General features: G+C 52.3%; 21 protein-coding genes. 4 read left to right on the forward strand and 17 right to left on the reverse strand.

The features are described from left to right. Positions 1 to 92: 92 nt before the first annotated feature. From BD749_RS08935 to dapF, 13 genes are all read right to left on the reverse strand, one after another. Positions 93 to 1,220, reverse strand: a complete 1,128-nt coding sequence (locus BD749_RS08935; RefSeq protein WP_245868960.1) for a hypothetical protein — start codon at positions 1,218 to 1,220, stop codon at positions 93 to 95. After that, complete coding sequence (locus BD749_RS08940; RefSeq protein ID WP_101444047.1) at positions 1,201 to 1,866, reverse strand: hypothetical protein; 666 nt, start codon at positions 1,864 to 1,866, stop codon at positions 1,201 to 1,203. The genes BD749_RS08935 and BD749_RS08940 overlap by 20 nt, the downstream gene beginning before the upstream one ends. 27 nt (positions 1,867 to 1,893) lie before the next feature. Beyond that, entirely contained in the window at positions 1,894 to 2,451 is a 558-nt protein-coding gene (locus tag BD749_RS08945; protein WP_101444048.1) for an RNA polymerase sigma factor, read from the reverse strand. Positions 2,452 to 2,764: 313 nt separating this feature from the next. Continuing rightward, the gene (amaB, locus tag BD749_RS08950) at positions 2,765 to 4,339 is read right to left on the reverse strand and encodes an L-piperidine-6-carboxylate dehydrogenase (protein ID WP_101444049.1); all 1,575 of its coding nucleotides are present in this window, start codon (positions 4,337 to 4,339) and stop codon (positions 2,765 to 2,767) included. A 162-nt stretch (positions 4,340 to 4,501) separates the two neighbouring features. Beyond that, positions 4,502 to 5,995, reverse strand: a complete 1,494-nt coding sequence (locus tag BD749_RS08955) for a Do family serine endopeptidase (RefSeq protein ID WP_101444050.1) — start codon at positions 5,993 to 5,995, stop codon at positions 4,502 to 4,504. Between the two features lie 176 nt (positions 5,996 to 6,171). Next, entirely contained in the window at positions 6,172 to 6,681 is a 510-nt protein-coding gene (locus tag BD749_RS08960) for an Hsp20/alpha crystallin family protein (protein ID WP_101444715.1), read from the reverse strand. Positions 6,682 to 6,826: 145 nt separating this feature from the next. Next, positions 6,827 to 7,603, reverse strand: coding sequence for a DUF2490 domain-containing protein (locus BD749_RS08965; RefSeq protein ID WP_101444051.1), 777 nt, complete (start codon positions 7,601 to 7,603; stop codon positions 6,827 to 6,829). Positions 7,604 to 7,612: 9 nt separating this feature from the next. Continuing rightward, a complete protein-coding gene (locus tag BD749_RS08970; RefSeq protein ID WP_101444052.1) occupies positions 7,613 to 8,812 on the reverse strand; it encodes a M20 metallopeptidase family protein in 1,200 nt (399 codons plus the stop codon). A gap of 119 nt (positions 8,813 to 8,931) precedes the next feature. Then, positions 8,932 to 9,438 (reverse strand): sporulation protein, encoded by a 507-nt coding sequence (locus BD749_RS08975; protein WP_245868962.1) that lies wholly within the window; start codon positions 9,436 to 9,438, stop codon positions 8,932 to 8,934. Beyond that, the gene (gene deoC / locus BD749_RS08980) at positions 9,422 to 10,093 is read right to left on the reverse strand and encodes a deoxyribose-phosphate aldolase (RefSeq protein WP_101444054.1); all 672 of its coding nucleotides are present in this window, start codon (positions 10,091 to 10,093) and stop codon (positions 9,422 to 9,424) included. Before deoC ends, BD749_RS08975 begins: the two co-directional genes overlap by 17 nt. A gap of 140 nt (positions 10,094 to 10,233) precedes the next feature. Beyond that, positions 10,234 to 13,599, reverse strand: a complete 3,366-nt coding sequence (secA, locus tag BD749_RS08985; RefSeq protein WP_101444055.1) for a preprotein translocase subunit SecA — start codon at positions 13,597 to 13,599, stop codon at positions 10,234 to 10,236. An 851-nt stretch (positions 13,600 to 14,450) separates the two neighbouring features. Further along, the gene (locus BD749_RS08990; RefSeq protein ID WP_101444056.1) at positions 14,451 to 14,975 is read right to left on the reverse strand and encodes a GNAT family N-acetyltransferase; all 525 of its coding nucleotides are present in this window, start codon (positions 14,973 to 14,975) and stop codon (positions 14,451 to 14,453) included. A 2-nt stretch (positions 14,976 to 14,977) separates the two neighbouring features. Then, complete coding sequence (gene dapF / locus BD749_RS08995; protein ID WP_101444716.1) at positions 14,978 to 15,763, reverse strand: diaminopimelate epimerase; 786 nt, start codon at positions 15,761 to 15,763, stop codon at positions 14,978 to 14,980. A gap of 159 nt (positions 15,764 to 15,922) precedes the next feature. Here dapF and BD749_RS09000 point away from each other — a divergent pair, with 159 nt between their 5' ends. Together BD749_RS09000 and BD749_RS09010 are read left to right on the forward strand one after the other, a co-directional pair. Further along, entirely contained in the window at positions 15,923 to 16,816 is an 894-nt protein-coding gene (locus BD749_RS09000) for a class I SAM-dependent methyltransferase (RefSeq protein WP_101444717.1), read from the forward strand. A gap of 291 nt (positions 16,817 to 17,107) precedes the next feature. Further along, positions 17,108 to 18,046 carry a Ppx/GppA phosphatase family protein gene (locus BD749_RS09010; RefSeq protein WP_101444058.1) on the forward strand — a complete coding sequence of 313 codons (939 nt, stop codon included), beginning with the start codon at positions 17,108 to 17,110 and terminating at the stop codon, positions 18,044 to 18,046. An 85-nt stretch (positions 18,047 to 18,131) separates the two neighbouring features. Here BD749_RS09010 and BD749_RS09015 read toward each other — a convergent pair whose 3' ends face one another. Beyond that, positions 18,132 to 20,519, reverse strand: coding sequence for a tetratricopeptide repeat protein (locus BD749_RS09015; RefSeq protein WP_101444059.1), 2,388 nt, complete (start codon positions 20,517 to 20,519; stop codon positions 18,132 to 18,134). Between the two features lie 188 nt (positions 20,520 to 20,707). Between BD749_RS09015 and BD749_RS09020 the strand changes: the two genes are divergently transcribed. Next, positions 20,708 to 21,775 (forward strand): Ldh family oxidoreductase, encoded by a 1,068-nt coding sequence (locus BD749_RS09020; RefSeq protein ID WP_101444060.1) that lies wholly within the window; start codon positions 20,708 to 20,710, stop codon positions 21,773 to 21,775. A gap of 3 nt (positions 21,776 to 21,778) precedes the next feature. Next, the gene (locus tag BD749_RS09025) at positions 21,779 to 22,117 is read left to right on the forward strand and encodes a hypothetical protein (RefSeq protein WP_101444061.1); all 339 of its coding nucleotides are present in this window, start codon (positions 21,779 to 21,781) and stop codon (positions 22,115 to 22,117) included. Positions 22,118 to 22,185: 68 nt separating this feature from the next. On the opposite strand, the gene dnaK is transcribed toward BD749_RS09025, so the two are convergent. The 3 genes from dnaK to eno all read right to left on the reverse strand — a co-directional run bounded on the left by dnaK (position 22,186) and on the right by eno (position 25,933). Continuing rightward, the gene (dnaK, locus tag BD749_RS09030; RefSeq protein ID WP_101444062.1) at positions 22,186 to 24,048 is read right to left on the reverse strand and encodes a molecular chaperone DnaK; all 1,863 of its coding nucleotides are present in this window, start codon (positions 24,046 to 24,048) and stop codon (positions 22,186 to 22,188) included. A gap of 206 nt (positions 24,049 to 24,254) precedes the next feature. After that, complete coding sequence (locus BD749_RS09035; protein ID WP_101444063.1) at positions 24,255 to 24,554, reverse strand: FtsB family cell division protein; 300 nt, start codon at positions 24,552 to 24,554, stop codon at positions 24,255 to 24,257. A 101-nt stretch (positions 24,555 to 24,655) separates the two neighbouring features. Continuing rightward, entirely contained in the window at positions 24,656 to 25,933 is a 1,278-nt protein-coding gene (gene eno, locus BD749_RS09040; RefSeq protein WP_101444064.1) for a phosphopyruvate hydratase, read from the reverse strand. Positions 25,934 to 25,935: the final 2 nt, after the last annotated feature.

Raw genomic sequence — 25,935 nt, forward strand, 5'->3', positions numbered from 1 at the left:
AAAGCCGGCCTATTTCGCAGGCCGGCTTCTCTCACCTTAAACAAACTCTATTATTCAACCCCTTCACGTGTAATATGTTTCAAATCAGGGAGTTATTTTGTAAACTTTACATCGTTGTACTTAGATGTGATGTTGATCGAGCCCTTGGGAGCAGCGCTTCCATACTTGCCTTTGTACTCAGCAGAGGTATGGCCTTTTTCCATCGTCGTGAATTTTACCAGGTTACGGTCTACCTTAAAATCAGCGTACTGAACATTAACATTAAAGTCGAAGGCAGAGTCATCTTCAAAGTGCAGTTGGATAGGCGTAAACCCTCCATTTACCGAGATGTTCTTGAAGTTTTTCTTCACATTATCAACCTTGAAGGAGCTGTACTTCACATCCATTTCCAAGGCTTCGGATAGATTGCCAATCTTTAGATCGCTGTACTTAACCAGGCCGTTAACGCCATTCGTATTGCCCAGATTAAGGGTTGAGTATGCCAGATCCACATTACCTTTGTTTAGGTAGCCAATGGTGTTTGGAGTACTCTGGCAAAACGAGGCTTTAATCGAGTTAGAGGCATTGGCCAGATTGCCCGCTTTAAAGGCGCCGTAACGCACATGCAGGTCTACTTTGCCTTTCATGTCGGGCAGGTATACGTTGCCGAAGCTGTTCTTCACCATCAGGTTGTTATCGGCAGGCATGTTCACTGTGTAGTTGATCTCGAAGCTCTGATGGCCGCTCTTGGAGTTCATAGACCCCATTTCGGTCTTCACAGCAATGGTATTGCCGCTTCTGTTATCGACTACATTGATCTTATTCAGCATTTCCTGGGCTGTTTGCTCAGAGTTGGCCCGGCTAATGATGTCAACCTTCACCTGTATTTCGTTGCGGTTCCAGGTGTTCACGTGCACGTTGCCGAACTTATTGTCGATGCTCAGTACATCCGACTTGTTAACCTTGTAGGTCTTATCGAAAGTCTTGCGCCTCTCCGACTTATAGGTATAGACTTCAGCCTCTTGTCTGCCCGGCTGATGCGGCGGCATTACAACAGGGGGCACCGGCGGAACTGGCGGTGCGGGTGGCAGTGTCTGCTGCGCATTAAGGGTGGGTGGCGCAGGCGGCGTTTGGCTTGGGCAAGGCTCTGGTGCATAAGGCTGCGCCGTGGCCAGGGCAGGTAGTATTACCAAAAGCGTGGCTATGTGGTAGCGCAATGATTTAAATAGTGGTAGTTTCATTGTTCTTTGGTTCAGTAGTATCCTGTTCTTTTATAGCTTCTATTTTCTTGAGCACCTCCAACTGATGGTTCAGCACTTCGATCCGGATCTGCAGGTTCTGGATCATGGCCGCCATCACCTGGTCGGTGTTCGGCGTAGTTTGTAATTGATTCTTGAGTCGGGTATAGCTGCTGTCGAGGCGGGCCAGTTCGTTGTCAATTTGCCGGGTTTCGTCCAGGCCAAGCACTTTCAGGTCGTATTCGCTCAGCTCTTCACGCTTACTGTTGATCTGGCTGGTATAGTAGACCTCTACTTCGGCAAGCTCCGGTGCTACCTGGTAGACGGATGGCTGCCCAGCAGTTTCGGTGGCAACGGCCAGGGAATTTGTGGGTGTCGGGGCGTTCTGCTTCACCATCCAGAGCGTAATGCCACAGGCCAGCAAAAGCACAATGGTGGCGGCTACGCGCATGAACATGAAATCGGCGGTGAAGTTGAGGCGCTCCCCAAAGTTAATGCTGATCACCTTCGCTTCCTTGCGAGGCTTCTCCTCCAGCGCCTTCTGCACTTTTAGCTCAGTACAGATCTCCTGCCACAGTTCCGGTCTGGGCTCGAACATGTCGAAGTCCTCCCGGTTCTCGTTCACAAATTCCTTTAATCTATCTTTCATCTCTCTTCTCTTTATAGTCAACCACGGCTAGGCCATGGAATGTGTGTCTTTCATAATTTCCAGGAGCTTTTTGCGGGCCCTGCTGTACTGCGATTTCGAGGTAGACTCGCTTATACCCAGCACATCTCCTATTTCGGCATGGTCAAGTCCCTCCAACAGGTATAGGCTGAGCACCACCCTGTAACCGTCGGGCAGGCGCTGTATAGCGCGTCGAACCTGCTCTACCTGCCACTCTGCATCGTCGTCGTACTCCTCGTCGGGTATGTCCCCGGCAATGCGGTCCTCGAGTGGCACCAGTTCCGAGCGGCGCTTGCGCACGGCGTTTACCGAGGCATTGATCACGATCCGCTTTAGCCAGCTCCCGAATGAAGCTTCTGCTTTGTAAGAATGAAGGTTTTTGAAGGCGCTGATAAAGGCTTCCTGCAACACGTCCTCGGACTCGGCATAATCGTTGGTGATGCGCATGCTCACGTTAAACATGGCTTTGGAGTATAACTTGTACAGCTCGTACTGGGCACGGTTGTCCCCTTCCCTGCAGCGCTGCACGACCTTTGCGTTAACATCCTGAAAAGTGCCTTTTTCCAAAATCGCCTTGTTTATCGTTCTATTTTCTCTGTTTGTCGACCTTACGCCTTATTTCATCTTAATTTTTGCCCTCCCTTCATTCTATCTGCACTAAAGACACAACCAATTGCGTTGGGTTGCATCAAGTTGCAAAATAATTTTAAAGAATTTTTCGTTGCTCGCCCATGTATGCTGTTGCTCTACTTATTACAGAGGTAGAGCCACAAAAAAAGCCAGCCCCAAATGGAGCTGGCTATACTTTTCAGGGTATACCTTCAGCTGTATACTTGCCTGGCTTACAGAGTTAAAAGGCGATGCCTTTGCAGCGGCCGGGCTACCCAATATCGAACTTAATCCCTTGCGCCAGCGGTAGCTCACGGCTGTAGTTGATGGTGTTGGTCTGGCGGCGCATGTAGATTCTCCAGGCGTCAGATCCGGACTCGCGGCCACCGCCTGTGTCTTTCTCACCGCCAAAGGCACCGCCAATCTCCGCACCGGACGTGCCAATGTTCACGTTGGCTATACCACAGTCAGAACCCCAGTGACTCAGGAACGCTTCAGTCTCCAGCATGTTGGTCGAGAAGATAGACGAAGAAAGTCCCTGCTTCACACCGTTCTGAATGTCAATGGCATTTTCAACGTCACCGCTATACCGGATCAGGTATAGGATCGGCGCAAAGGTCTCTTCCTGCACCATATGGTAATGGTTCTCAGCCTCCACAATGGCCGGCGTCACGTAGGTGCCGGTTGCGTACTGCTCGCCTTCCAGCACTTCGCCCCCGATCAACAGCTTGCCGCCCTCTTTCTGCACCTCTTGTAGCGCATTCTGGAAAGCCTTCACGGCATCTTTATCAATCAGAGGCCCTACCAGTGTGGTGTCGCTCAGCGGGTGACCAATCGGCAAGTTCGGGTAGATTTTGAGCAAGCGGTCGCGCACCTGGTCAAATACATTCTCGTGGATGATCAAACGACGGGTGGACGTGCAACGCTGTCCGCAGGTACCCACGGCACCGAACACCACGGCACGAAGCGCCATTTCGATGTCAGCATTTTCGGTGATGATGATGGCGTTGTTTCCGCCCAGTTCCAGCAGCGACTTACCCAGGCGGGCTCCAACGGCCTCGCCCACCTTTTTGCCCATGCGGGTAGAGCCTGTAGCCGAAACGAGCGGTACGCGGGTGTCGTGCGCCATCAGGCTGCCGATCTCGGCATCCCCGATGATCACGCTGAAAATGCCTTCCGGCAACTCGTTATCGGCCAGCACGTCGCGGATGATGTGCTGACAGGCGATGGCCGTAAGCGGAGTCTTTTCGGATGGCTTCCAGATGGTTACGTCGCCGCAAACGGCGGCCAGCATGGCGTTCCAGCTCCACACCGCTACCGGGAAGTTGAAGGCCGAGATAACACCCACTATACCCAGCGGGTGGTACTGCTCATACATACGATGCTGCGGACGCTCGGAGTGCATGGTATAGCCGTGCAACTGGCGCGACAGGCCAACGGCAAAGTCGCAGATGTCGATCATCTCCTGCACCTCGCCAAGCCCCTCCTGCAGGATCTTGCCCATTTCGTAGCTCACCAGTTTACCCAGTGCCTCCTTGTGCTCACGCAGCTTGTTGCCGATTTGGCGCACAATCTCGCCACGTTTCGGGGCCGGCACCGTGCGCCATACCTTAAAAGCAGCCTGCGCCGTTTTTACTACCTGCTCGTAATCATCGGCTGTGGCCATGTTTACCCCAGCGATCAGGTTTCCGTCAGCAGGTGAGTAGATGTCGCGGGTTGTTTTGTTGTTTTCGCCGCCCCAGTTCAGACCGGTGCTGTAGGCGGGGTTCAGTTCTTTGATGCCCAGTTGCTGCAATACATCGGCAATCGCCTTTGTCATCGGCATTTCATCTATGGCTTGCTTCATAATTCTATCCGTATTATCAGGTTTTAGGTGTTTAAACATCTTGTAGAGCGACTTGCCTTGCTATAGGAACTCTACAGCATGAAGATAGGCCTTTTTTCCGGGCTAAGAAAACAAAAAAGCTCCCGCCGTGTGGCAGGAGCTTTTTTAATATCTCACTAATACTTAGCGCTTCCCGATCGGGTAATAAGCTTTCAGACCGTCAGGGTACACACCCTCTATGTAAACGATGCCGGTCTCGAAGTTCTTCAGGTGGCGCTCCACATCGGCTGGCACGTTCACTGCATACTTATCTATACGCGTAATGATGAAGCCGTCTTTCATACCAGTCTCACGGAACTTGCTCTTCTCCACATTGGAGATCTTGGCACCGCCGTCTATACCTAGTTTGTTCATTTCGGGCTTGCTCACTGCTTCAAAGGTAGCGCCGTCGAACGTGACAGAGTTTGCATTGCTGCGCTTCGATATCTCAGTGCTGTTGTTCAGGTTCTTGAGCGTTACGTTGGCAGAGCGTGTCTTGCCGTCGCGCAGGTATTCCACCTTCACCTTATCGCCAGGACGGTAGCGGGCCACCTGCTCCAGCAATTGCGAAGTACGGGCTACTTTCACATCGTTGATCGACGTGATCACGTCACCGGCGCGAAGACCCGCCTCCTTGGCACCGCCCTCTTCCACCGTATTCAGGTATACGCCGTTCAATGTGTTCAGGCCTTTCTCCTTGGCCAGCGCAGCGTCAATCTCCTGGATGGTGGCACCCAGCAAGGCGCGCTGCACCTCACCATACTTCAGCAGGTCATCCACTACTTTGCTCACAATGGCAGATGGCACTGCAAACGAATAACCAGCAAAGGAACCGGTTTGAGAGGCAATGGCCGTGTTGATGCCTACCAGATCACCGTTCAGGTTCACCAAAGCGCCCCCGCTGTTGCCTGGGTTCACGGCTGCATCCGTCTGAATGAACGACTCGATGCTCAGGTCACGGTTCTGGCTGGTGCGCAGGATGTTGATGTTACGTCCTTTGGCACTTACAATACCGGCTGTTACGGTAGAGGTCAGATTCATGGGGTTGCCCACGGCCAGTACCCACTCGCCTACCTGCAGATCGTCGGAGTTACCGTAGCGAACAACAGGTAGCTTGTCGGCGTTGATTTTCAGCAGGGCCAGATCGGTGGTAGGGTCTGTGCCTACCAGCGTGGCTTCAAACTTGCGCTTGTCGTCCAGTGTTACTTCTATTTTGTCGGCGCGGTCAATTACGTGGTTGTTGGTAACGATATAGCCGTTAGAGGCAATGATCACACCAGAGCCGGAGCCCATCTGCGGACCACGCGGCACACGCTCCCCAAATCCATCGCCGAAGAACTCGCGCAGAAACGGGTCCATGGGTGTGTTGCTTCGCTGTGCAGTGCGGGCGCTGTATTCGGTCATCACGTGCACCACGGCAGGAGTTGATACCTGCGCTGCTTTAATAAAGTTAAGTCCCTCCGGTACAATTACGTTGCTGCTGCGCATATCGCTTGTGTAGCGAACGGTTGGATACTCCTGTTGTGCCTGTACGCCCTGCGGGCTGTTATCTTCCAGCAACTTATAGCTGCCTACTGCCACACCGCCGCCCATTAGCGCCGATAGTGTGAGGCCAACAATAAACTGTTTCGTCTTCATGTATTGAATTCCTCCTTATTGGTGTTTATCAAATATTAAGGTTAATCTATATTATAACCTTGTAACGCTAATATACTATACGGCAGTATAAAAGGTCAAGGCGATTGGCATTCTTTAACATTTCTATAACAAAAAAGAGGCCAGTTTAGGTGGCCTCTTTTTTGTTATGGGTTCTCTTATTTTTCTCTTCCGTTCTCAGCGGCTGAGGCTGCCACACGCTTCTGCTTAGCGGCTTGTTTGGCCTCTTCTTCACCGCCCGATATCGTGATCTGGCGCTTCATAGTCTTCTGCTCATCCTTCGGCACGGTAACCAACAGCACACCGTCCTGCAGCTGCGCTGAGATCTTATCCGGATTCACGTTGTCAGGCAGGTAGAAAGAGCGGGTGAAAGTACCGTACTGGGTTTCCAGCATCTGGTAACGACGACCTTCCTCTTTCTTCTCAAAGCGGCGCTCACCCGAAATGGTCAGCTTGCCTTCCTGAAAATCGATGGAAATGTCCTCTTTGCGTATACCTGGCAGGGCTACCTCAATCTCGTACCCGTTGTCGGTTTCGCAGGCATCCACATGCGGCGTAAAACCAGTGAAGCCTCTGGAGTTTACAGACTCGTTGAAGAATCTGTCTAACATCGAGCTGAAAGTCTGCGGCATCTCATTCTGCATGCCGTTGTATTTTCTGAGTACCATAGCTACCTCCTTTTTTAAGTTTTCGTTTTCACTTTCAAACAAGGTATAGCTAAAAGTTTGCCAGTCGTTTTATTTTATCGAATCATGAAATAATGTCATTTGCACCACTACACTTTACCTGTCATCTCTGTCAAATTTTCAGAAATCAGTAGGTATAGCTGCCAGTGGAAGTCGCTCTGTTAAAGGCATATTTAAGCTCTAGGCCAAATACAGGCGAAATGCGGTTTCGCTTCGTGGTATAACCCTGCTCCACCAGCATCCCGTCTTCGTCATATTTAGGCCCTACCTCCACAAAGTAGTAATCTGTCTGCCGCAGGAAGTAGGGTGTAACGCGAAGCTTGTCGCTGATCTCGTACGTGGCGTCTACTCGGAGGCGGGTCCGATCGATGGTGCGCACCAGCAATTCGTTTGTCTCATCCCCAAAATCCTTTACCACCAGCATCTCATAAGACAAAGACGGTGTCAGGAAACGCGCACCAACAGGTATACGCTTGCCCAGTTCCACCATCAGCCTGAAGCGTGCAAAAGGGTCTCTGCGCTCCTGGTTTACATAGTCCAGTGTAAGTTGTTTGTTGAAATACAGGCCTTTGATATTACCGGCATGGCGCAGAAAAGCAGATGTAAAGTTACTCGATGGCATGTCTTCTTTAGCGTAGCGGAACATGGCGCCCGCCAGCCAGTGATCGGTAAAGGCGTGTTCGTAGCCCAGCGTAAACTCAATACGCTCAAAATTGCCTACGCCGTTGTAGCGCCCGTCGGTATTAATGCGGTATTGGTTCTGTAGAAACAGTAGTCCGTTCTCACCCAGGCCGTAGCTCAGTTGCAGTTCGGGCCAGATGGCGGTAGGCGCGCTTATCTTGCTTTGCGCTGTGCTCAAAAGCGGCAATACAAGCAGCGAGAGGAAGAAGTAGAATTTTTTCATGGTCGGTCGTTATGCTGTTTTAGCCTCCAGTTCCTGCACCGCAATCCAGGCCATCAGACCTATACCTGTTTCCAGCGCGGCTTCGTCTATATCAAACGTAGGGGTGTGAACACCTGAGGTGATGCCTCGCTCATCGTTGCGGGTGCCCAGGCGGTAGAAACACGCGGCTACCTCCTGCGAGTAATAAGCAAAGTCTTCGGCGCCCATCCACAGGTCCAGATCCACTACGCTTTCCGCCCCAAGGTATAGCGCCGCCGCCTCGCGGGCTCGGCCAGTCAGGTCGGGGTCGTTTTTCAGGAAAGGGTAACCAAACTTGATGTCGATGTCGCAGCTGCCGCCCATGCTTTCGCACAGCCCTTCGGCTAGTAGGCGTATACGGCGGTGCGCCTCTTTGCGCCATACCTCATCCATGGTCCGGAAAGTGCCTTCTACCTTCACTTCGTTCGGGATCACATTGGTGGCACCCAAGGCTTCCACTTTGCCGAAAGAGAGCACGGTGGGTACTTTGGGGCTGGCATGGCGGCTCACAACTTGTTGCAACGCCACGATCAGGTGTGAGGTGATGAGCACCGGGTCGACGTTTAGCTCCGGCAGGGCCGCATGACCGCCCTTTCCTTTCACGGTGATGTAAATTTCGTCGGCACTGGCCATGTACATACCTGAGCGGAAACCAACCTTACCGGCTGGCAGCATCGGGAACACGTGTTGGCCTATGATGCCTGCCGGTGCCGGTTGCTGCAGCACCCCTTCTTTTATCATCACCGAAGCACCTCCGGGAAATTTCTCCTCTCCTGGTTGGAACACCAGCTTCACGGTACCTTCAAACTCATGGTGCAGGTCCTGCAAAATACGAGCAGCGCCCAGCAAAGAGGCTGTGTGCACATCGTGCCCGCAGGCATGCATCACACCTTCATTCTTCGACTTGTAGTCTACGGAGTTTTGCTCTGTGATCGGCAGGGCGTCCAGATCGGCGCGCAGGGCGATGGTTTTACTTTCCGGATTTCGGCCTTTTATCAGGGCCACCACGCCAGTAGCTGCCATACGGGTTGTTTCAAGTCCGTAGCTTTGCAGTACCTGCTCCACATAGGCAGCTGTGTTGTGCTCTTCAAAAGAAAGCTCCGGATGGGCGTGTATGTGCCGGCGTATACCTACCGTGTCGTGCGTGTAGGCCCTGGCAAGTTCTTTTATTTTTTGCGCTAGTTGGTTCATGTAAGTAATGCAGCGGGAAGGCGCTCCCTGCCTTGGTACAATTGGTTAAAGATAAAAAGAAAAACGTTGCAGCCGCCTGAGCAACTGCAACGTGTATACCTGCGGCAGGTCGCTATACCTTAGTTTTTGGGTATGTTGATCTGTTCCTGCACAATATGGGCGTTGGGTATCAGATCGCTGATCCGGTTAAGCACCTGCTGTGCTTCCATGCGGGTAAAATAATCGCCTATCTTCAGCCTGAAGTTCGGCTGTTGGTAGGTCAGGTAGTCTTTTTCTTCTGGCATGCGGGCGATGATCGCTTTGCGCAGGTCCATCACGGTCTGGCGCTCCGAGCCGTTGTAGGCCAGAATACGATAACCCTGTGCATACTTTATACCTTTGTTTACACTGGCCACGGAGTCCATCAGCACAGCTACTTTGGCATTGGCGTGATTGGTTGGCTCCACCCGCGCAGCCGCCGGCGCGTTAGCCCCTTCAGCAGGGTAAGTCGGGCGGTAAACGCTGATATCGTCTACTACACGTGCACTGGCTTTGTCTGGAGAACTGGTACGGGCCTCTGAGGCGGGCTTGCAGGCCGATGACACTAGCAGGGCCATTATAAATAAGAAACTAAGCGCTCTGTTCATGCTTTACAATTTGGATACTGGCCGAGCAACCCAATCGGTCTGCTCCCGCCTCAATTAACGCAAGGGCATCGGCGTATGTTTTAATGCCGCCCGACGCTTTTATTTTGATGTGATTTGGCAATACACGGCGCATCAACTGCACATCCTCCACCCGGGCGCCACCCGAGGCGAAGCCAGTCGAAGTCTTTACAAAGTCTACTCCGGCAGCTGCGCAGATCTCACAGGCTTTGGCAATCTCGTCGTGCGACAGCAAAGCCGTTTCGATAATCACTTTCAGCTCCGCCTCCTTCAGGTGACAGAAGTTGGCCAGGTCACTGAGTTCATTTTGTATCTCGCTATACCTGCCCGACTTGAAAAACGACACGTTCATCACAACATCGATCTCATTGGCACCGTCGGCAATGGCCTGATGGGTTTCCAGAAACTTTACTTTGGAATGGCTATACCCTAGCGGGAACCCCACTACAGTGGCTACTTTCACGAGCGAGCCCGGGCCAAGGCGCTCCGTGGCCAGTTGCACGTAGCACGGCGGTACGCAAACGGCCGCAAAATTGTAGTTGCGTGCTTCATCACAAAGCTGCAACACCTGCTCCTGCGTGGCGTCTGGCCGCAGGATGGTATGGTCTATATAGGTAGCAAGTTCTTCTCCTGACATGGTTCTTGACAAAAGATGGTTGGGGTAAAAGATAAAGGACATAAGAAGAAAACCAGTTCTACCTACATCCTTTAGCTGATTTTTGCACAAAGATAAAACAGCCACCAGTTTATACCTGATGGCTGTTGTTTAAATTTAGATTAATCTTCGATCAGTACGCAGCGGTTGTGGAGCAAGTCCTCTTCCACTGTCTTGAACTTCACGTCTTTGAGCACGCGGCCGTCGTTGTACTGTACGCTGACACGGTCGTTGCGGCCTGCCACTTTCTGCGAATGCGCCGGCATGATCTTCTCAGGTTCCGGGGCATGCATCGGGCTGCTGTTATGCTCCAGCGACGAGTGCACTTCCTCTTTCTGCTCATGCAATACCGGCGGCTTTGGCATTTGTGGTACACGCGGCTCCTGCACTTGCTCCGGCGCCTGCACCGGTATAAAGGCATGGAACAGGAACGAAACCGTCTCTTCATTCACCTTGCCGATCATGCGCTTAAACAGCTCAAACGACTCGAACTTGTAGATCAACAGCGGGTCTTTCTGCTCGTACACCGCGTTCTGCACTACCTGCTTTAGGTCGTCCATCTGGCGCAGGTGGTCGGTCCAGGCCTGGTCAATCGTGCCCAGCGTAATGATCTTCTCCATGGCACGGATCAGCTCCAGGCCTCTGGTTTCGTAGGTCTTCGTCAGGTTGGCTACAGCAGCCAGCTGGCGTTTACCGTCTGTGAACGGCACAGCCACGTTCTCGATCATCGGCCCACGGTTCAAGTGGATGTTCTCGATAATTGGGAAAGCCTGCTCGGCTATCTGCTTGTTCTTGGTCAGGTAGTGGTTCAGGGCCTCGTTGTATAGGCGCTCCACCAGTGCATTGGCCTGTCCAGACTTAAACTCATCTTCTGTGATGCCCGTGTTGATGCCGAACACACGGATGATGTTAAGCTGGAAGTTCTCGAAGTCGGCTGTGTTCTTATAGTTCACTACCATGTCTTCGCTGATATCGTAGATCATGTTCCATATATCGAGTTCCAGACGCTCGCCATACAGGGCGTTGCGGCGGCGCTTGTACACCACTTCCCGCTGGGCGTTCATCACGTCGTCGTACTCGAGCAGGCGCTTACGCTGTCCAAAGTTGTTTTCCTCCACTTTCTTCTGCGCACGCTCAATCGAGTTCGTGATCATCGAGTGCTGGATCACCTCACCCTCTTCCAGACCCATGCGGTCCATCAGGCGGGCGATACGGTCAGAACCGAACAGACGCATCAGGTTATCCTCCAGCGACACGAAGAACTGCGATGAACCTGGGTCACCCTGGCGACCGGCACGACCACGCAGCTGGCGGTCAACGCGGCGGGACTCGTGGCGCTCTGTACCGATGATGGCCAGACCACCTGAGGCTTTCGACTCCGGTGTTAGCTTAATATCGGTACCACGACCGGCCATGTTCGTCGCGATGGTTACTGTACCTGGTTTACCGGCTTCAGCCACAATTTCGGCTTCTTTCTGGTGCATCTTGGCGTTAAGTACCTGATGCTTGATCTTGCGCAGCGTCAGCATACGGCTCAGGAGCTCCGAGATCTCTACCGAAGTAGTACCTACCAGCACCGGACGGCCTTTTTGTGTCAACTCCACAATTTCGTCGGCTACGGCGTTGTATTTCTCACGCGTGGTTTTGTATACCTTGTCGTGCTCGTCTTTTCGGGCGATTGGCTTGTTGGTCGGTATCACCACCACATCCAGTTTGTAGATATCCCAGAATTCGCCTGCTTCCGTCTCGGCCGTACCTGTCATACCTGACAGTTTGTGGTACATACGGAAGTAGTTCTGCAGCGTAACGGTGGCGTAAGTCTGTGTGGCGTCTTCTACCTTTACATTTTCCTTCGCCTCGATGGCCTGGTGCAGACCGTCAGAATAACGGCGACCTTCCATCACACGGCCGGTCTGCTCGTCTACGATCTTCACCTTGTTGTCCGGCGTAACGATATACTCGGTGTCCTTTTCGAATAAGGTATAGGCCTTGAGCAACTGGTTGATAGTATGCACACGCTTGGTCTTCTCCTGGAAATCAGCGATCAGCTTTTCTTTGGCGTGCAATACCTCTTCTTCGTTGAGCGACTTGTTATTTTCGATGTTGGCGATCTCGGTGCCGATATCCGGCAGGATGAAGAGCTGTGGATCCTCGCCCTGGCCTGTGATCAGGTCAATGCCGTTTTCAGTCAGTTCGATCTGGTTATGCTTTTCGTCGATGGTGAAGTAAAGCGGCTCATCGGCCTCCGGCATCATACGGGAGTTGTCCTGCAGGTAATAGTTCTCCACCTTTTGCATGATGGCACGGTTACCAGTCTCGCTCAGGAATTTGATCAATGGCTTGCTCTTCGGCAGACCACGGTAGGCGCGGAACAAGGCCAGACCACCATCCTGTGTATTTCCTTCTTTGATCAGGCGCTTGGCCTCCGTCAGGAAGTTCATCACCACTTTGCGCTGGGCTTCTACCAAGGTAGCAATACGTGGTTTCAGCTGGTAGAACTCGTGCTCGTCGCCACGCGGCACCGGGCCAGAGATGATCAATGGTGTACGGGCGTCGTCGATCAACACAGAGTCCACTTCATCGACCATGGCGTAGTGGTGCTTGCGCTGTACTAAATCCTTGGTCTCGCGTGACATGTTATCGCGCAGGTAGTCGAAGCCGAACTCGTTGTTAGTACCGTAGGTGATGTCGGCGCGGTAAGCGTTGCGACGGCCTTCGGAGTTAGGCTGGTGTTTATCGATGCAGTCGATCGTAATACCATGGAACTCGAACAAAGGCGCCATCCACTCAGAGTCACGACGGGCCAGGTAGTCGTTTACGGTCACTACGTGCACCCCGCGCTTCGAGAGGGCATTCAGGAAGGCCGGCAGCGTTGCCACTAGGGTCTTACCCTCACCTGTGGCCATCTCGGCGATCTTACCCTGGTGCAGCACAATACCACCGATCAACTGCACATCGTAGTGCAGCATTTCCCAGGTGATCTCATTGCCGGCAGCTACCCACTTGTTCGCCCAGATGGCTTTGTCGCCGTCGATCTGCACGTTTGGCTTGCGGGCTGCCAGTTGGCGGTCCATGTCGTTGGCGGTTACCACCAGCTGGCCGTTCTCTTTCCAGCGGCGGGCAGTTTCCTTTACAATCGCAAAAGCAACAGGCAGTACTTCCATCAGTACTACCTCGAGTTCTTTATTGCGCTCCTTTTCCAGCTCATCGATCTCAGAGAAAATATTTTCCTTCTGCACAATGTTCAGTTCCGGCTCATCGGCCACGCGCTTGTGCAGGGCGGCTATTTTCTCATCGGTAGGCTTTAGTCGTTCATCAATGATACCTTTTATCTCTACCGTTTTCTGACGGAGCTGATCGTCGGTAAGGTTGGTGAGCTTAGCGTATTCCGCATTTATTTTAGATACGTAAGGCACTACCTCCTTTATATCTCTGTCGGACTTTGTTCCGAATATTTTCGCAACGGTTTTACCGAAAAAATCAAACATCTGTATTGGTTGTTCTTAAATGAAATTCTGCGTTCGCAATATCGTCAAAAATAGCTGTTTTTCTGATATATCTAAAGTTCTACACCAAAACAATACCAGAATGAAAGCTGTATAGTCGATCTGCCATATTTGCCGATAGGCTCTACTTTCTCTTCCAACAAAGCTTAGGGTATGTAAATTCCTGTGTCAGAAAAGGAAAAAGGAAGGCGTGCGTTGTGGCATTGTGACAGGATGGGGTAGTTTTCGCTTTGCCAGCGAGGCCATTAGCGCGGGCGTCCTCACCCGTGTCTGCTATTGTGGGGCCTCCGGCCCAGGTATAGGTGCTGCTGTAGGTATAGCAACCTTTATTGTTTTATAGCTTCGCCTGTGCGGCGGGCACTTACTTTTTTCCTTGATGAAAAGAAAGAGGGCCCATACCCCCACTCGCTGACCGCTCTTGACAGGGGACCCCTTCGCCCCCAATAGTGGAGCATCGTTTGGTGCACCTGGCTAAGTCTGTTTCTTTCATAGCTAAAGGGGCAAGTTACTCTTGCTATACCTGCCAGTGGTCTGTTATGAGTACAACGAAGCTTATACCTACGGAAAGGCATTAACAGAAAATGCCCCTTTCGGGAGCAGGAGCGTTTCATTCTGCTTTTTTGTCATCCTGTAAGGATCTTGGTAGCGAGTAGCATAAGCTAAATTTCCATTTAACCAAGTTTCTTAACAGAATGACAGGAGGTTTTTGGTCTGTCATCCTAGAATGCAACGCCCCTGCTCTCGAGATGGCTAGGGGGATGCTAATAGTGCGCGAAAATCCTGTAAATCCAAAAATCCTGTAAATCCTTGGGGTAGGGGCCCTATATAAAGATTCAGACAGGAAACACCCGCTGCATTTCCATAACATCATCCCAATCGCCGTCAGACTTGCGCAGCCACTCCCGTCGTATACCTACTTCCTCGAAACTGGCATTTTTGAAAAGTTTGATGCTAGTGTGGTTGCTGGCGGTAACGGAGCAGTATACCTGGTGCAATTGCAGCGTATGCTGGCAGTAGTGCAGCAGCAGGTTCAGCGCCTCAGTTGCATGACCTTGGCCGCGGTAGGGGGCCAACACTACGATGCCTATACCTGCGCGGCGGTGCAATGGGTCGAAGTCAAACAGGTCGATGGCGCCAATGGCCTCCTGCTCCTGGTTGCAGATGACCAGGCGGAGTTGTTTGATTGTATAAATGTCGAGGGCGGCATTTTCGAGGTACTGCTCTAATACAAACCTGGAGTAAGGCGTGAGCGTGTTGCCGACATGCCAGACCGAGGTGTCGTTCTCCAGGGTATAGAGGAAGTCCAGGTCGGCTGGTTCCAGGGCACGCAGGGAGATATGGTCGCCTTGCAGGAACATGGCTATACCTTTTCGAGCAATGGGACTGTGCCTGTAAACACCAGCTTGGCCGGGCCGATCAGGTAGATGTAGCGGAAGCCCATTCCATCCTGCTCAAAAGCTACTTTCAAGTTGCCACCAGGTGTCTTCACTGAGACAGGGCTTTGCATACCTGTCAAGCCGGCTACAAGCGCACAGGCTGTCACGCCGGTGCCGCAAGAGAGGGTTTCGTCTTCCACGCCACGTTCGTACGTACGTACATAGATGCTATTATCTGACAGGCGCTGCACAAAGTTCACGTTGGTGCCTACTGCATTGAAGCGGGGGCTATACCTGACAAGGCGTCCTTCGGCGTATACATCCAGGTTATCGACATTCTCCACGAAACGCACATAATGCGGCGATCCGGTATTGAGGTAAAAATCATCTTCGATGCGCTCTACTCCTACTACGTCCGCCATCTTCAGCTGAATTTCTTCCCGCTCGATCGTGGCCTGGTGCTCACCGTCGGCAGCCAGGAAATAGGCTACATCTTCGATCACACCCAACTGCTTGGCGAAACGAACCGTGCAGCGGGCACCGTTTCCACACATAGATCCCAGACGACCGTCGGCGTTGAAGTACACCATCTCGAAATCGTAGTCGTCGTGGTTTTGCAACAGAATCAGTCCGTCTGCTCCAATGCCGGTGCGGCGGTTGCACAAGTTCCGGATCAGTTGTTCATCGTCAGCCGGGAAGGTAAGTTTCCGGTTGTCGATCATCACAAAGTCGTTGCCAGTACCCTGGTATTTATAGAAGCTAAGTGCCATACAGTAGAAACAATTAAACCAGCTCTTGCGTGCAATTTTCAGGCACGGCATATAATTCGTAATTTGCCAACCTTCAGGGTATGTTCAAAACCGTCCTTTGTACTATGGAGACGAAGTTTAAACATGCGCTTTACACAACCGGATATAAACAGCAAATATATGTATTCCTTTTTAACAACCGAAAACTGGGCTGACTACGAACTCGTTGACTCGGGCAATTTTGAAAAGCTGGAGCGCTTTGGCCAGTACTACGTAGCCCGCCCCGAGCCGCAAGCCATCTGGGACAAACACCTGCCCGAATCGGAGTGGCAGCGCATGGCCAATGCCGTGTTCACCCGCGACAAAGGCAGCCAGGAGAAAGGCCAGTGGAAACTCCAAAAAGGAATGCCCGAGCAGTGGTACATCAATTACCAGTACAATGACCTGAAGCTGCGCTTCCGCCTGGGCCTGTCTTCGTTCAAGCACGTGGGCCTTTTCCCGGAGCAGGACAGCAACTGGAAATTCATCTACAACAAGACCCGCTCGCTGAAGGCTAAAACGCCGAAGGTGCTCAACATGTTTGCCTACACCGGTGCCGCCACCCTCGCCGCCAAAGCCGCCGGCGCCGATGTAACGCACCTCGACTCGGTGAAACAGGTCAACTTCTGGGCCCGCGATAACATGGAGGCCAGCGGCCTCGACAATGTGCGCTGGATCGTGGAAGACGCCATGAAGTACGCCCGCCGTGAAGTGAAGCGCGGCAACACTTACAACGGCATCATCCTGGATCCTCCCGCTTATGGCCGTGGCCCGAACGGCGAAAAGTGGCAACTGGAGAACGAGCTGAACGAACTCATTAAACTCTGCCACCAGATGCTCGACAAAACCGACTACTTCCTGGTGATCAACCTCTATTCGTTAGGTTTCTCAGCCTTGATTCTGGATAACCTGATGCGTCTGACCTTTGGGGAGCAGATCAAGAACGAAGAACTGGGTGAGATCTACCTGCACGACCGTGGGGAGCGGAAGCTTCCGTTGGGGACTTTCTTTCGGTTTAGTTCGGAGGGGAAGTAAAATCTACAAATATGATTCTACTGAAAGGCGGATTATCACTCGACATGCTATTTGCGCTTTTAGGGGCATTCATAGGCGCATTGTCTGTTTTCATTGGGTCGCACAAGTATGCCACCAGAACCCCATTTTACAACCTGAGCTATAGCAATTACTCAGCGATACAAAAAGTACTCGTATACCTGCCCTTTCTGCTGTTTACCCTTATTTCTGCTGTAGTAGCATTTTATATTCTCTTTTTTTCAATTGGAATAATTTTCGCCTCGTTATCTGATTTATAATAACCCTCCCTCTATGACAAAACGCCTCGCACTCATCGACATGGGCACCAACACCTTTCACCTCCTCATCACCGAGGTGGCTGCCAACGGCAACCGCACCGACTTCGTGAAAACCAAGCTACCGGTACGGCTCGGGCAGGGTGGCATCAGCAAGGGTACTATTGCGCCGGAGGCTTACGAGCGGGCACTGAAAACGCTGAAGGATTTCAGGAAGCAGATCGACGAATACAATGTAGAGACGGTGCGGGCAATGGCGACGAGCATGGTGCGCAACGCCAGCAATGGCGAAGACTTTATCAAAGACATTTACAAACAGACCGACATACAGGTAGAGGTGATTGACGGTGCCCGTGAAGCAGAACTGATCTACTACGGCGTGCGCTCGGCTGGTGTGCTCGATGAGCAGACCTCCCTGATCATGGACATTGGCGGCGGTAGCGTAGAGTTCATACTTTGCAACAACCATGAGATCTCCTGGAAGCAAAGCTTTGAAGTGGGTGCCCAGCGGCTGATGGACAATTTCTTCACCGCTGATCCTATACCTGATGCGCAGGTAGCCGCTGAGAAACAGTTTCTGGCAGAGCAATTGCAGCCGCTCACCGAGGCTGTTGCCAGGTATAAGCCTGCCCGACTGGTAGGCGCGTCTGGCACATTCGACACCCTCTGCGACATCGACGCCCTGAGCCGCGGCGACAATACCCGGCAACTTTCCCAGCCCGCCGCCTCTGCCCTGGAGGTTGCTGACTATTACAAAATACACCAGCAACTGCTGCACAAAACCCACGAAGAGCGACTGGCTATACCGGGTATGCTGGAGATGCGGGTGGATATGATCGTGCTAGCCAGTATCTTAGTCGACTTCGTACTGGAAACTTACCAACTGCAGGAGATACGGGTGTCGGCTTACGCGCTGAAAGAGGGCGTGCTGGCGCAGGCGCTTCAAACAATGTAACAGGCGCTATACCTATACCTACGAAACGGAACGAGCTTGCTGAAGACAGCAGGCTCGTTCCGTTTTAAGCAGGCTATACCTTTGTCTATCCTTTTGCCAGTTTCTTACGCTCTTTCTCGTAGGCTTTGCCCAAGTGCTTTAGTTTTTTGTCACCGTGGGTATAGTTGGCTGCCATTACTTTGGGAGCCTCCGCCTGGCCACTGGTTACATCTTTAATAGCCAGTTGTATACCTAGCTGCTGCTGCACCTTTTTGGTTTTGCCTTTTGCATAGCCTTTGTCGAGTAGGTTAGTGAGTAGTTGCAGGGCCGCTTTCTCTTGTCGGATGTTAGTAAAATGGTCTACCACCGTCGCAGTAAACGCCAGCTTGCTTTGCTCCCGTGCAAAGTTGTAGAGCGAAGTATGGTCCAGCCCGAATCGTGCAATCGACTTGCTGAGGTAATGCTGCTCAGCTTCGTTATACCTTTGGATAGCATCGGTATAGCGACCAGTCGATACCATCCGGTTTGCCTCCTCGAGCAGGCGTTGGTAAGCAGCGGCATCGGCAATGGTAGCCTGACCGTCTTCTGCCGTGAAAGTAGCAATGGTGCAAGTCGCTTTTGATGCCGCGGCATTGAGGGCAGCATGGTAGGCCTGGTCGGCAGCGATGAATTTCTTCTCTTTTATGAGCGACTGCGCAGCGGCATAATGACGGTCGTAGTCGGCCTGCACGTTCAGACACTCCTGCGTAAAGATGCGGTCGCGCAACTCTACATACTTGGCCTGCACTTCAGTGTCGCGCTCCAAGGCATAGCGGCTGCGCATGTTCTCGGCGGCAGTGGCTGTGGCTCTGGCATCGGCCAACCGGTTGTTCATAGCCAGGGTATAGCCTTCTGCAAGCTGACTCAGCAGCACCGGTTTGGCGGCCTGCAGTAGCAGACCACTGAGTTCCCGAACCGGCTGGAAGGTATAACTCTGCTCCAGCGCAAGGGCAGACTCAAACTGCTCCAGCGCATAACGGTAATCTTTCGCCTTCATGGCCTGGCGGCCTTTGTCGATGTGCTGCACATAATACTGGTACTTTACCTGCCCCTGCAGTTCGGCAGCCTCCGGAGCGTCGTGTAGCAGGTAGTCGTACTGGCGCTGAAAGGTATAGGCTTCGTCGGCCAGCCGGTCGGCTTGCACTAAGTCGCCTTTACTCAGGAAGCGCTTACCCTCCTCCACCATGCTGCGATAGAGACCAAACACGGCGCGGCCTTCGCCGTCGTTCAGCGCAGGCATGTTGCAACGCAATCCGCCCAGCGTGCTGCACAAAGCACGGGCATCGGCATAGGCCGCAACAGCACTACGATAATCACCTCGGCCATTGTGGGCGTGCCCTTCTGCCATGAACGAACTGTAGATGTCGTGTGCCAGGCCCAGAGCCATTTGCGCAGTTTCAGGATCAACGCGCATTTGAGTCAGGATGTCGCGGGTGCGGCCGGCTGCCTCCCGCACATTGCCATTCATAAAGTCCAGGCGAGCCAGTTGCAGGTGCGCAGGCGCAAAGCGTGGGTTCACCTCCAGCGACTTCACAAAATACGTGCTGGCAGCCGCCAGATTGTTGCGGGCCATCAGACTGATGCCTCTGTTATAGAACTGCTGGTCGAGTGTAGCCAAGGTATGGTTCACCGCTTTGCGACGCTCCTTCAGCAGCTGGTTCAACTGGTTCGATTTGGCGGTATAGCGCTGCGGGTCATACTGGTTCAGGCTCAGCTTCTCAGAGAAACGCTTGTCCTGCAGCTTCTGCAGCATCTCCTCCATGTCGCGCAGGCGCTGGTCCTGCTGCTTAATGCGATCGATATCGTCATGCTTGATCAGGGCCACATCCTGCTGCATGTTATTCAGGGTGGCATCAGCGGCGTAGTAGTCTTTGATCAGATCTATCCGCTCCTTTACCTCCTGCACATCGGCCTGGGTATAGGTCAGCGTCAGGTTCTCTACTTTCAAGGTATAGCCTTGGCTGCCAGCCGTATCGGGTACAGTAGTTTCCAGCGCCACAATGCCGTTAGGTTTCAGACTCAGGGCAGGCAGACTAAAGCGCTTCACTTCTTTCTGCTGGCTGTTGAGCAAGCGCACGGTCATACTGACCTGTTCCGGCAAAAGCACGCTGCCCAGGTCAAAGCCACGGTAATGCACATCACCGCTCACGCCTATTTGCTGCAACTGCACTTTGATCTGCAATTGATCGCCGGCCTTGGCGATGCGGGCCTGTTGCTCCAGCCGCACCACAAACTCAGGCTTGCGGTTAGGCCGCCCGCCGGATTGGTTGGCCGTTGTGCCGCTTTCAGTAAGCAGTTGAACGATCTTGTTGCTGTTCGTTTGGCTGCTGTTGCCTGCTGCCTCCTGTTTGATCAGGAAAGAAACAGGTATAGCCTCGTTAAACACAAGGCGGCTCTGTGCTTGTACCGCAACAACCGCTGTGAGTATCCAGATCAGAAGTAGAGCTCTTTTCATTTCGTATCGTTTTAGCCTGACTTGGCCAAGTCAAATTCTATTCCACATTTTTACCAAACTCCGAAAGTATAGAAAAAAGGGTATATAAATGATGCTCAAAGGCATAATTTCCGTCAAGAATAATCGCTTGAGGAATTGCGCGGCATTGGGCTGATAATTTTTTAATTTGCGGCATTAACTCATCTGCTATGTACCCATACCGACACCTCTTTGACTTCACCCGCGAGATATTCCTGAACATCGGCTGCTCTCTGGAAGACGCCCAGTTGGCTACCCAGGTATTGCTGGAAGCTGACCTGCGCGGCGTAGACTCTCACGGCGTGGCCCGACTGAGCGGCTACATTCGCCTTTGGGAAGCTGGGCGTATTAACCCGAAGCCTACCATTTCCATCGTGCACGAAACGCCCAGCACTGCCACAGTAGACGGCGGCGGCGGACTTGGCCTGGTGGTAGCACCACGGGCGATGGAGATCGCCATGAAGAAAGCCGAGAATGTAGGCTCAGGCTGGGTGTCGGTGCGCAACTCGAACCACTTCGGTATAGCAGGCTACCACGCCATGCAGGCCCTGCAGCGCGATATGATCGGGATGGCCATGACCAACGCCAGTCCGCTGGTGGCACCTACTAACTCTACACAGCGTATGCTCGGCACCAACCCGATCGCCGTAGCCGTGCCTGCCAATGAGCAGCCACCTTTCGTAGCCGACCTGGCCACTACTACGGCCGCCAACGGCAAACTGGAGATACTGCAGCGCAAGCAAAAGAAAACCCCGAGCGGCTGGGTGCAGACGGCTACAGGCCTAGGCTCTACCAATGCTTTTGAGGTACAATCTGGGGGAGCATTGCTCCCGTTGGGCAGCACCAAGAACCGCGGTAGTCACAAAGGCTATGCACTCGGCTCTATCGTCGATATTTTTTCGGGTGTGCTCTCAGGTGCCAACTATGGCCCGTGGGTGCCGCCTTTTGTGAGCTTCCTGGCTCCTCCTGCCGACCCGGTAGGCCAAGGTATAGGTCACTTTTTCGGCGCCATGCGCATCGACGCCTTCCGCCCTGCCGACGAGTTCAAGCAGCACATGGACAACTGGATCAACGCCTTTAGAAACGCCCATGTGAAACGTGGCGAAAAAGCCGTCCTTATACCTGGCGACCCCGAGCGCATCATGACAGCCAAGCGCCTGCAGAAAGGTATACCACTGTTACCGCCCGTAGAAAAAGACCTGGCAGAGGTGGGCAAGAAGTTCGGTGTAAAATTCTAAGCCATGGCAACGAATAAAGGTATAGCCGTGTTCCGGGCACTCGGCTTGGGCTCCACCCGGCGCAGTATCCTGATGTTGGTGCTGGCCTGGATTCTGAATGTAGCCTGGCTCGGCTTCAACTTTTTCTGGAGTCTCGTTCCGGAGTCGGTGCTGGTGGCTATACCAGTGCTCCTGCTGCTTTACGGTCTTCTTGCCTTGATTGCCTACATATATTGGGGCGTAAAAGGCGTGCGCGAGCAGGATGAACCATACGCTAACATCATGGTTGGTGTGATTGTAGCCATTACGCTGCTATACCTGAACTATACCTTGCTCGACGCACTGCTTGCGCTTAGTCGCTAATAAAAACAAGAAGAGCTGGCCATTACGGTCAGCTCTTCTTGTTTTAAGTATAAGCAATAAGGTATAACTTACTCGATCTTCTTGCCAGCCATGGCTTGTTTAATGGAAATCTGCATCACACGCTCTGCAAACGGGCTGGTCTGTTCTTCCAGGTTGTCCACCGCTTTCAGAATCTGGTCCTTGTCGCCGCTTGGCAGCACGTCGCGTAGCTTCTGCAAATTCTCACGCGTCAGGTTGATTTCCTCTTGCTTCAGGTGCTGGCCATTCTTCTCCAGGAAACGCTCCACCTGATACAGCATCTGCTCAGCGGTGGTGCGGGCTTCGATCACCATACGGGCCGACACGTCGTCGCGGGCATGGGTGATGGAGTCCATCAGCATCTGCTCCACTTGCTCGTCGGTCAGGCCATACTGTGGCTTTACCTCCACTTCCTGGCGCACACCCGAGCGCAATTCAATCGCCTCCACTTTCAGGATGCCGTCGGCGTTCAGAATGAAGTTCACATCTACTTTCGGGAAACCTGCTGGCATGGCCGGTATACCTTTCAGGTCGAACTCAGCCAGTTTGCGGTTCTCTTTTACCAGGTCTCGCTCTCCTTGGTACACCGAGATCTTCATGTTCACCTGCCCATCGATGGAAGTCGTGTACTGGCGGCCGGCTTTGGTTGGTATCTTGGAATTGCGGGGAATGATGGAGTCCATGAGGCCACCCATGGTTTCTATACCTAGGGTAAGCGGCGTTACGTCCAGCAGCAAAATGTCTTTGCGGTTTCCCGCCAAAATATCAGCTTGAATAGCGGCACCCAGCGCCACTACTTCGTCTGGGTTAAGGGAGTTGTTGGCTTGCTTCCCGAAGAACTCCGATACGGCTTCGTATACCAGCGGCACACGGGTAGAGCCTCCCACCATGATTACTGCATCGATCTGCTCCGGCGTTCGCTTCGCATCACCCATTGCTTGTCGGCAGCTCTCAATGGTCTTGGCCACGATCGGCGCGATCAGCTCTTCAAATTTATGCCGCGTAATGCCGCATTCAATCGTACCATTTACCTTACTAGTGTAGATCTGCTGCTGACTTAAGGCTTTCTTAGCCTCTTCAGCCTTCAATCGCAACTCCTGCTGCAGGTTCTTGTCCTGGTTCAGGGTATCAGCTACCAGTTGGTTTTCTTCGATCCAGTAGTTGATGATCGCCCTGTCCATGTCGTCGCCACCCAGGTAGGTGTCGCCGTGCGTGGAAAGCACCTCGAATATACCTTGGTGCAAACTCAGGATAGAGATATCAAAGGTGCCACCGCCTAGGTCGTATACCGCAATCGTCTTCTCTTCAGAAGGATCAATCCCTATACCGTAGGCAAGAGAGGCTGCAGTCGGTTCATTTACGATTCGCAGCACTTCCAGTCCGGCCAATTTGCCGGCATCGCGGGTTGCCTGTCGCTGGGAGTCGTTGAAGTAAGCCGGCACTGTGATCACGGCTCTGTTCACCGGCGTTTTCAGCGCGTGCTCGGCCCTTGCCCGCAGCTCCTTCAGTATCTCCGCCGATAGCTCAATAGGTGAGTAAAATTTATCTCCTAGCCTGATCTTCACAAGTCCTTCGCTGTCATCGTCGATGATCTTATAGCCAAAGTAGTCTTTATGCTCGCCCAGGTCTTTGTAAGACTTACCCAGCAGGCGCTTTACGGAGTAAATAGTATTGGCCGGATCGGTGGTGAGGTAGTCTTTCGCCTCGTTGCCCACAATTGTTTCGCCGTTTTGAGTGAAGTGCACCACAGAAGGTACAATGGTGCCGCGCCCGAGGTCGTTTATCGCTACCGGCTTTTTGGTTTCGGGATGTATGTAGGCTACCAGGCTGTTGGTAGTCCCAAGGTCTATACCTACAATCACCTCTTCCTGCTGAAGGGCTCCTGTAGAAAGGTTTATCGCAACTTTTGCCATGTTTGTATACGTTAGTGAGGCCACCGCTCCAGGGCAGCAGCGCATATATGCAAAGTTACGAAAAATTTAAGGGAGGTATGGGAATGGCAAGGTTTATACCTAGCGTTCTGCCTTTGGAACTTCATAAGAGAAAACACTTGGCTTATAAATGCAGAAAGCTGTTCTTCTAAACAGCTTTCTTAAGATTCACCTAAGGGATCTTTACCTTATTTTTCTTTCTTCGGCACCACGATAAATACATCCTCTCCCGGACGCTTCATCAGGTATTTCTCACGGGCAAACTTTTCAAGCAGCTCCGGATTCCCCATCAGCTCCTCCCGGTCCTGCTGCACTTCCTCCATTTTTTCCAAGTAGTGCTCCTTGTCCTGCTCCAGTATGCTGAGCTGACGGCTCATGCGATACTGCGTGATAAAGTCGTTGGAGTCGAAAAATAGCATCCATACCAAGAACAGCATACCTGTTATGAAATAGAAACTGCGGAAAAACTTAGGTATACGTTGAAGCATATATAGAAAACTATAGATATTATCCTGAGGGCTTTACACAAAAATAAGGCTGTGAGTCATAAACCCACAGCCTTATGCCTAAAATATTTTCAGGATGTTCGTTAGAACTTCTTTCCAGGATAATAAGCCACTTCTCCCAGCTCCTCCTCAATGCGAAGCAGCTGGTTGTACTTGGCCATACGGTCAGAGCGGGAAGCCGAACCTGTCTTGATCTGGCCTGTGTTAAGGGCCACCGCCAAGTCAGCGATCGTGTTGTCCTCTGTCTCGCCGGAGCGGTGCGACATCACACTCTTATACCCGTGGCGCAGGCCCAGGTTAATAGCATTAATTGTCTCCGTCAGCGTACCGATCTGGTTCACTTTGATCAAAATGGAGTTGGCTACACCCTGGTCTATACCTTGCTGCAGACGGTTTACGTTCGTTACGAACAAGTCATCGCCCACCAGCTGTACCTTGTTGCCAATCGTCTCAGTCAGTTCCTTCCAGCCTTTCCAGTCGTCTTCGTCCATACCGTCTTCAATCGAAGCGATTGGGTATTTCTCTGTCCACTCTTTCCAGTAACTTACCATTTCAGAGGAGGTCAGCTTATCGCCAGTAGATTTCTTGAAGGTATAAAGGCCTGTAGATTTGTCATAGAACTCAGAGCTGGCCGCGTCCATGGCGATCATCATATCGTCGCCTGGCTTGTAACCTGCTGCCTCGATAGCCTGCAGTACCACTTCGATCGCCTCTACGTTAGAAGCAATGTTCGGCGCAAAGCCACCTTCGTCACCTACGTTGGTAGAAAGACCTTTTTTCTTCAGCACGTTCTTCAGGTGATGGAATACCTCAGATCCCATACGCAGCGCTTCAGAGAAAGAAGGAGCACCTACTGGCATGATCATGAACTCCTGGAAGTCGATGGCATTGTCTGCGTGGCTGCCACCGTTCAGGATGTTCATCATTGGCACAGGCAGTGTATTAGCGTTAACACCACCTACGTAGCGGTAAAGTGGCATGCCCAGTTCCTGCGCTGCAGCACGGGCAATCGCCAGCGACACACCAAGTATAGCATTTGCACCGAGGTTGCCCTTATTCTCCGAGCCATCCAGCTCGATCATGATCTTGTCGAGCAGGTTCTGCTCAAACACCGGAAAACCAACAAGCTCTTCAGCTATTTTCTCGTTTACATTGTTTACGGCCTGCAGCACACCTTTGCCCATGTACTTTCCTTTGTCGCCGTCACGGAGTTCTACCGCCTCGTGCACACCCGTAGAGGCGCCTGATGGTACAGCAGCACGGCCCAATACACCGCTCTCAGTAAACACATCCACTTCTACTGTTGGGTTGCCTCTCGAATCAAAGATCTGGCGGGCTTTAATATCTGTAATTAAGCTCATTG

It is taken from the genome of Pontibacter ramchanderi, assembly GCF_002846395.1.
Taxonomy (GTDB): Bacteria; Bacteroidota; Bacteroidia; order Cytophagales; family Hymenobacteraceae; genus Pontibacter; species Pontibacter ramchanderi.

What these genes read in the sequence shown, in the direction of transcription:
- BD749_RS08935 (WP_245868960.1), bottom strand. Translation starts at nt 1,220, where the DNA reads ATGAAACTACCACTATTTAAATCATTGCGCTACCACATAGCCACGCTT.
- BD749_RS08940 (WP_101444047.1), bottom strand. Translation starts at nt 1,866, where the DNA reads ATGAAAGATAGATTAAAGGAATTTGTGAACGAGAACCGGGAGGACTTC.
- amaB (WP_101444049.1), bottom strand. Translation starts at nt 4,339, where the DNA reads ATGAAGCAAGCCATAGATGAAATGCCGATGACAAAGGCGATTGCCGAT.
- BD749_RS08955 (WP_101444050.1), bottom strand. Translation starts at nt 5,995, where the DNA reads ATGAAGACGAAACAGTTTATTGTTGGCCTCACACTATCGGCGCTAATG.
- BD749_RS08960 (WP_101444715.1), bottom strand. Translation starts at nt 6,681, where the DNA reads ATGGTACTCAGAAAATACAACGGCATGCAGAATGAGATGCCGCAGACT.
- BD749_RS08965 (WP_101444051.1), bottom strand. Translation starts at nt 7,603, where the DNA reads ATGAAAAAATTCTACTTCTTCCTCTCGCTGCTTGTATTGCCGCTTTTG.
- BD749_RS08970 (WP_101444052.1), bottom strand. Translation starts at nt 8,812, where the DNA reads ATGAACCAACTAGCGCAAAAAATAAAAGAACTTGCCAGGGCCTACACG.
- BD749_RS08975 (WP_245868962.1), bottom strand. Translation starts at nt 9,438, where the DNA reads ATGAACAGAGCGCTTAGTTTCTTATTTATAATGGCCCTGCTAGTGTCA.
- deoC (WP_101444054.1), bottom strand. Translation starts at nt 10,093, where the DNA reads ATGTCAGGAGAAGAACTTGCTACCTATATAGACCATACCATCCTGCGG.
- secA (WP_101444055.1), bottom strand. Translation starts at nt 13,599, where the DNA reads ATGTTTGATTTTTTCGGTAAAACCGTTGCGAAAATATTCGGAACAAAG.
- BD749_RS08990 (WP_101444056.1), bottom strand. Translation starts at nt 14,975, where the DNA reads ATGTTCCTGCAAGGCGACCATATCTCCCTGCGTGCCCTGGAACCAGCC.
- dapF (WP_101444716.1), bottom strand. Translation starts at nt 15,763, where the DNA reads ATGGCACTTAGCTTCTATAAATACCAGGGTACTGGCAACGACTTTGTG.
- BD749_RS09000 (WP_101444717.1), top strand. Translation starts at nt 15,923, where the DNA reads ATGTATTCCTTTTTAACAACCGAAAACTGGGCTGACTACGAACTCGTT.
- BD749_RS09010 (WP_101444058.1), top strand. Translation starts at nt 17,108, where the DNA reads ATGACAAAACGCCTCGCACTCATCGACATGGGCACCAACACCTTTCAC.
- BD749_RS09015 (WP_101444059.1), bottom strand. Translation starts at nt 20,519, where the DNA reads ATGAAAAGAGCTCTACTTCTGATCTGGATACTCACAGCGGTTGTTGCG.
- BD749_RS09020 (WP_101444060.1), top strand. Translation starts at nt 20,708, where the DNA reads ATGTACCCATACCGACACCTCTTTGACTTCACCCGCGAGATATTCCTG.
- BD749_RS09025 (WP_101444061.1), top strand. Translation starts at nt 21,779, where the DNA reads ATGGCAACGAATAAAGGTATAGCCGTGTTCCGGGCACTCGGCTTGGGC.
- dnaK (WP_101444062.1), bottom strand. Translation starts at nt 24,048, where the DNA reads ATGGCAAAAGTTGCGATAAACCTTTCTACAGGAGCCCTTCAGCAGGAA.
- BD749_RS09035 (WP_101444063.1), bottom strand. Translation starts at nt 24,554, where the DNA reads ATGCTTCAACGTATACCTAAGTTTTTCCGCAGTTTCTATTTCATAACA.
- eno (WP_101444064.1), bottom strand. Translation starts at nt 25,933, where the DNA reads ATGAGCTTAATTACAGATATTAAAGCCCGCCAGATCTTTGATTCGAGA.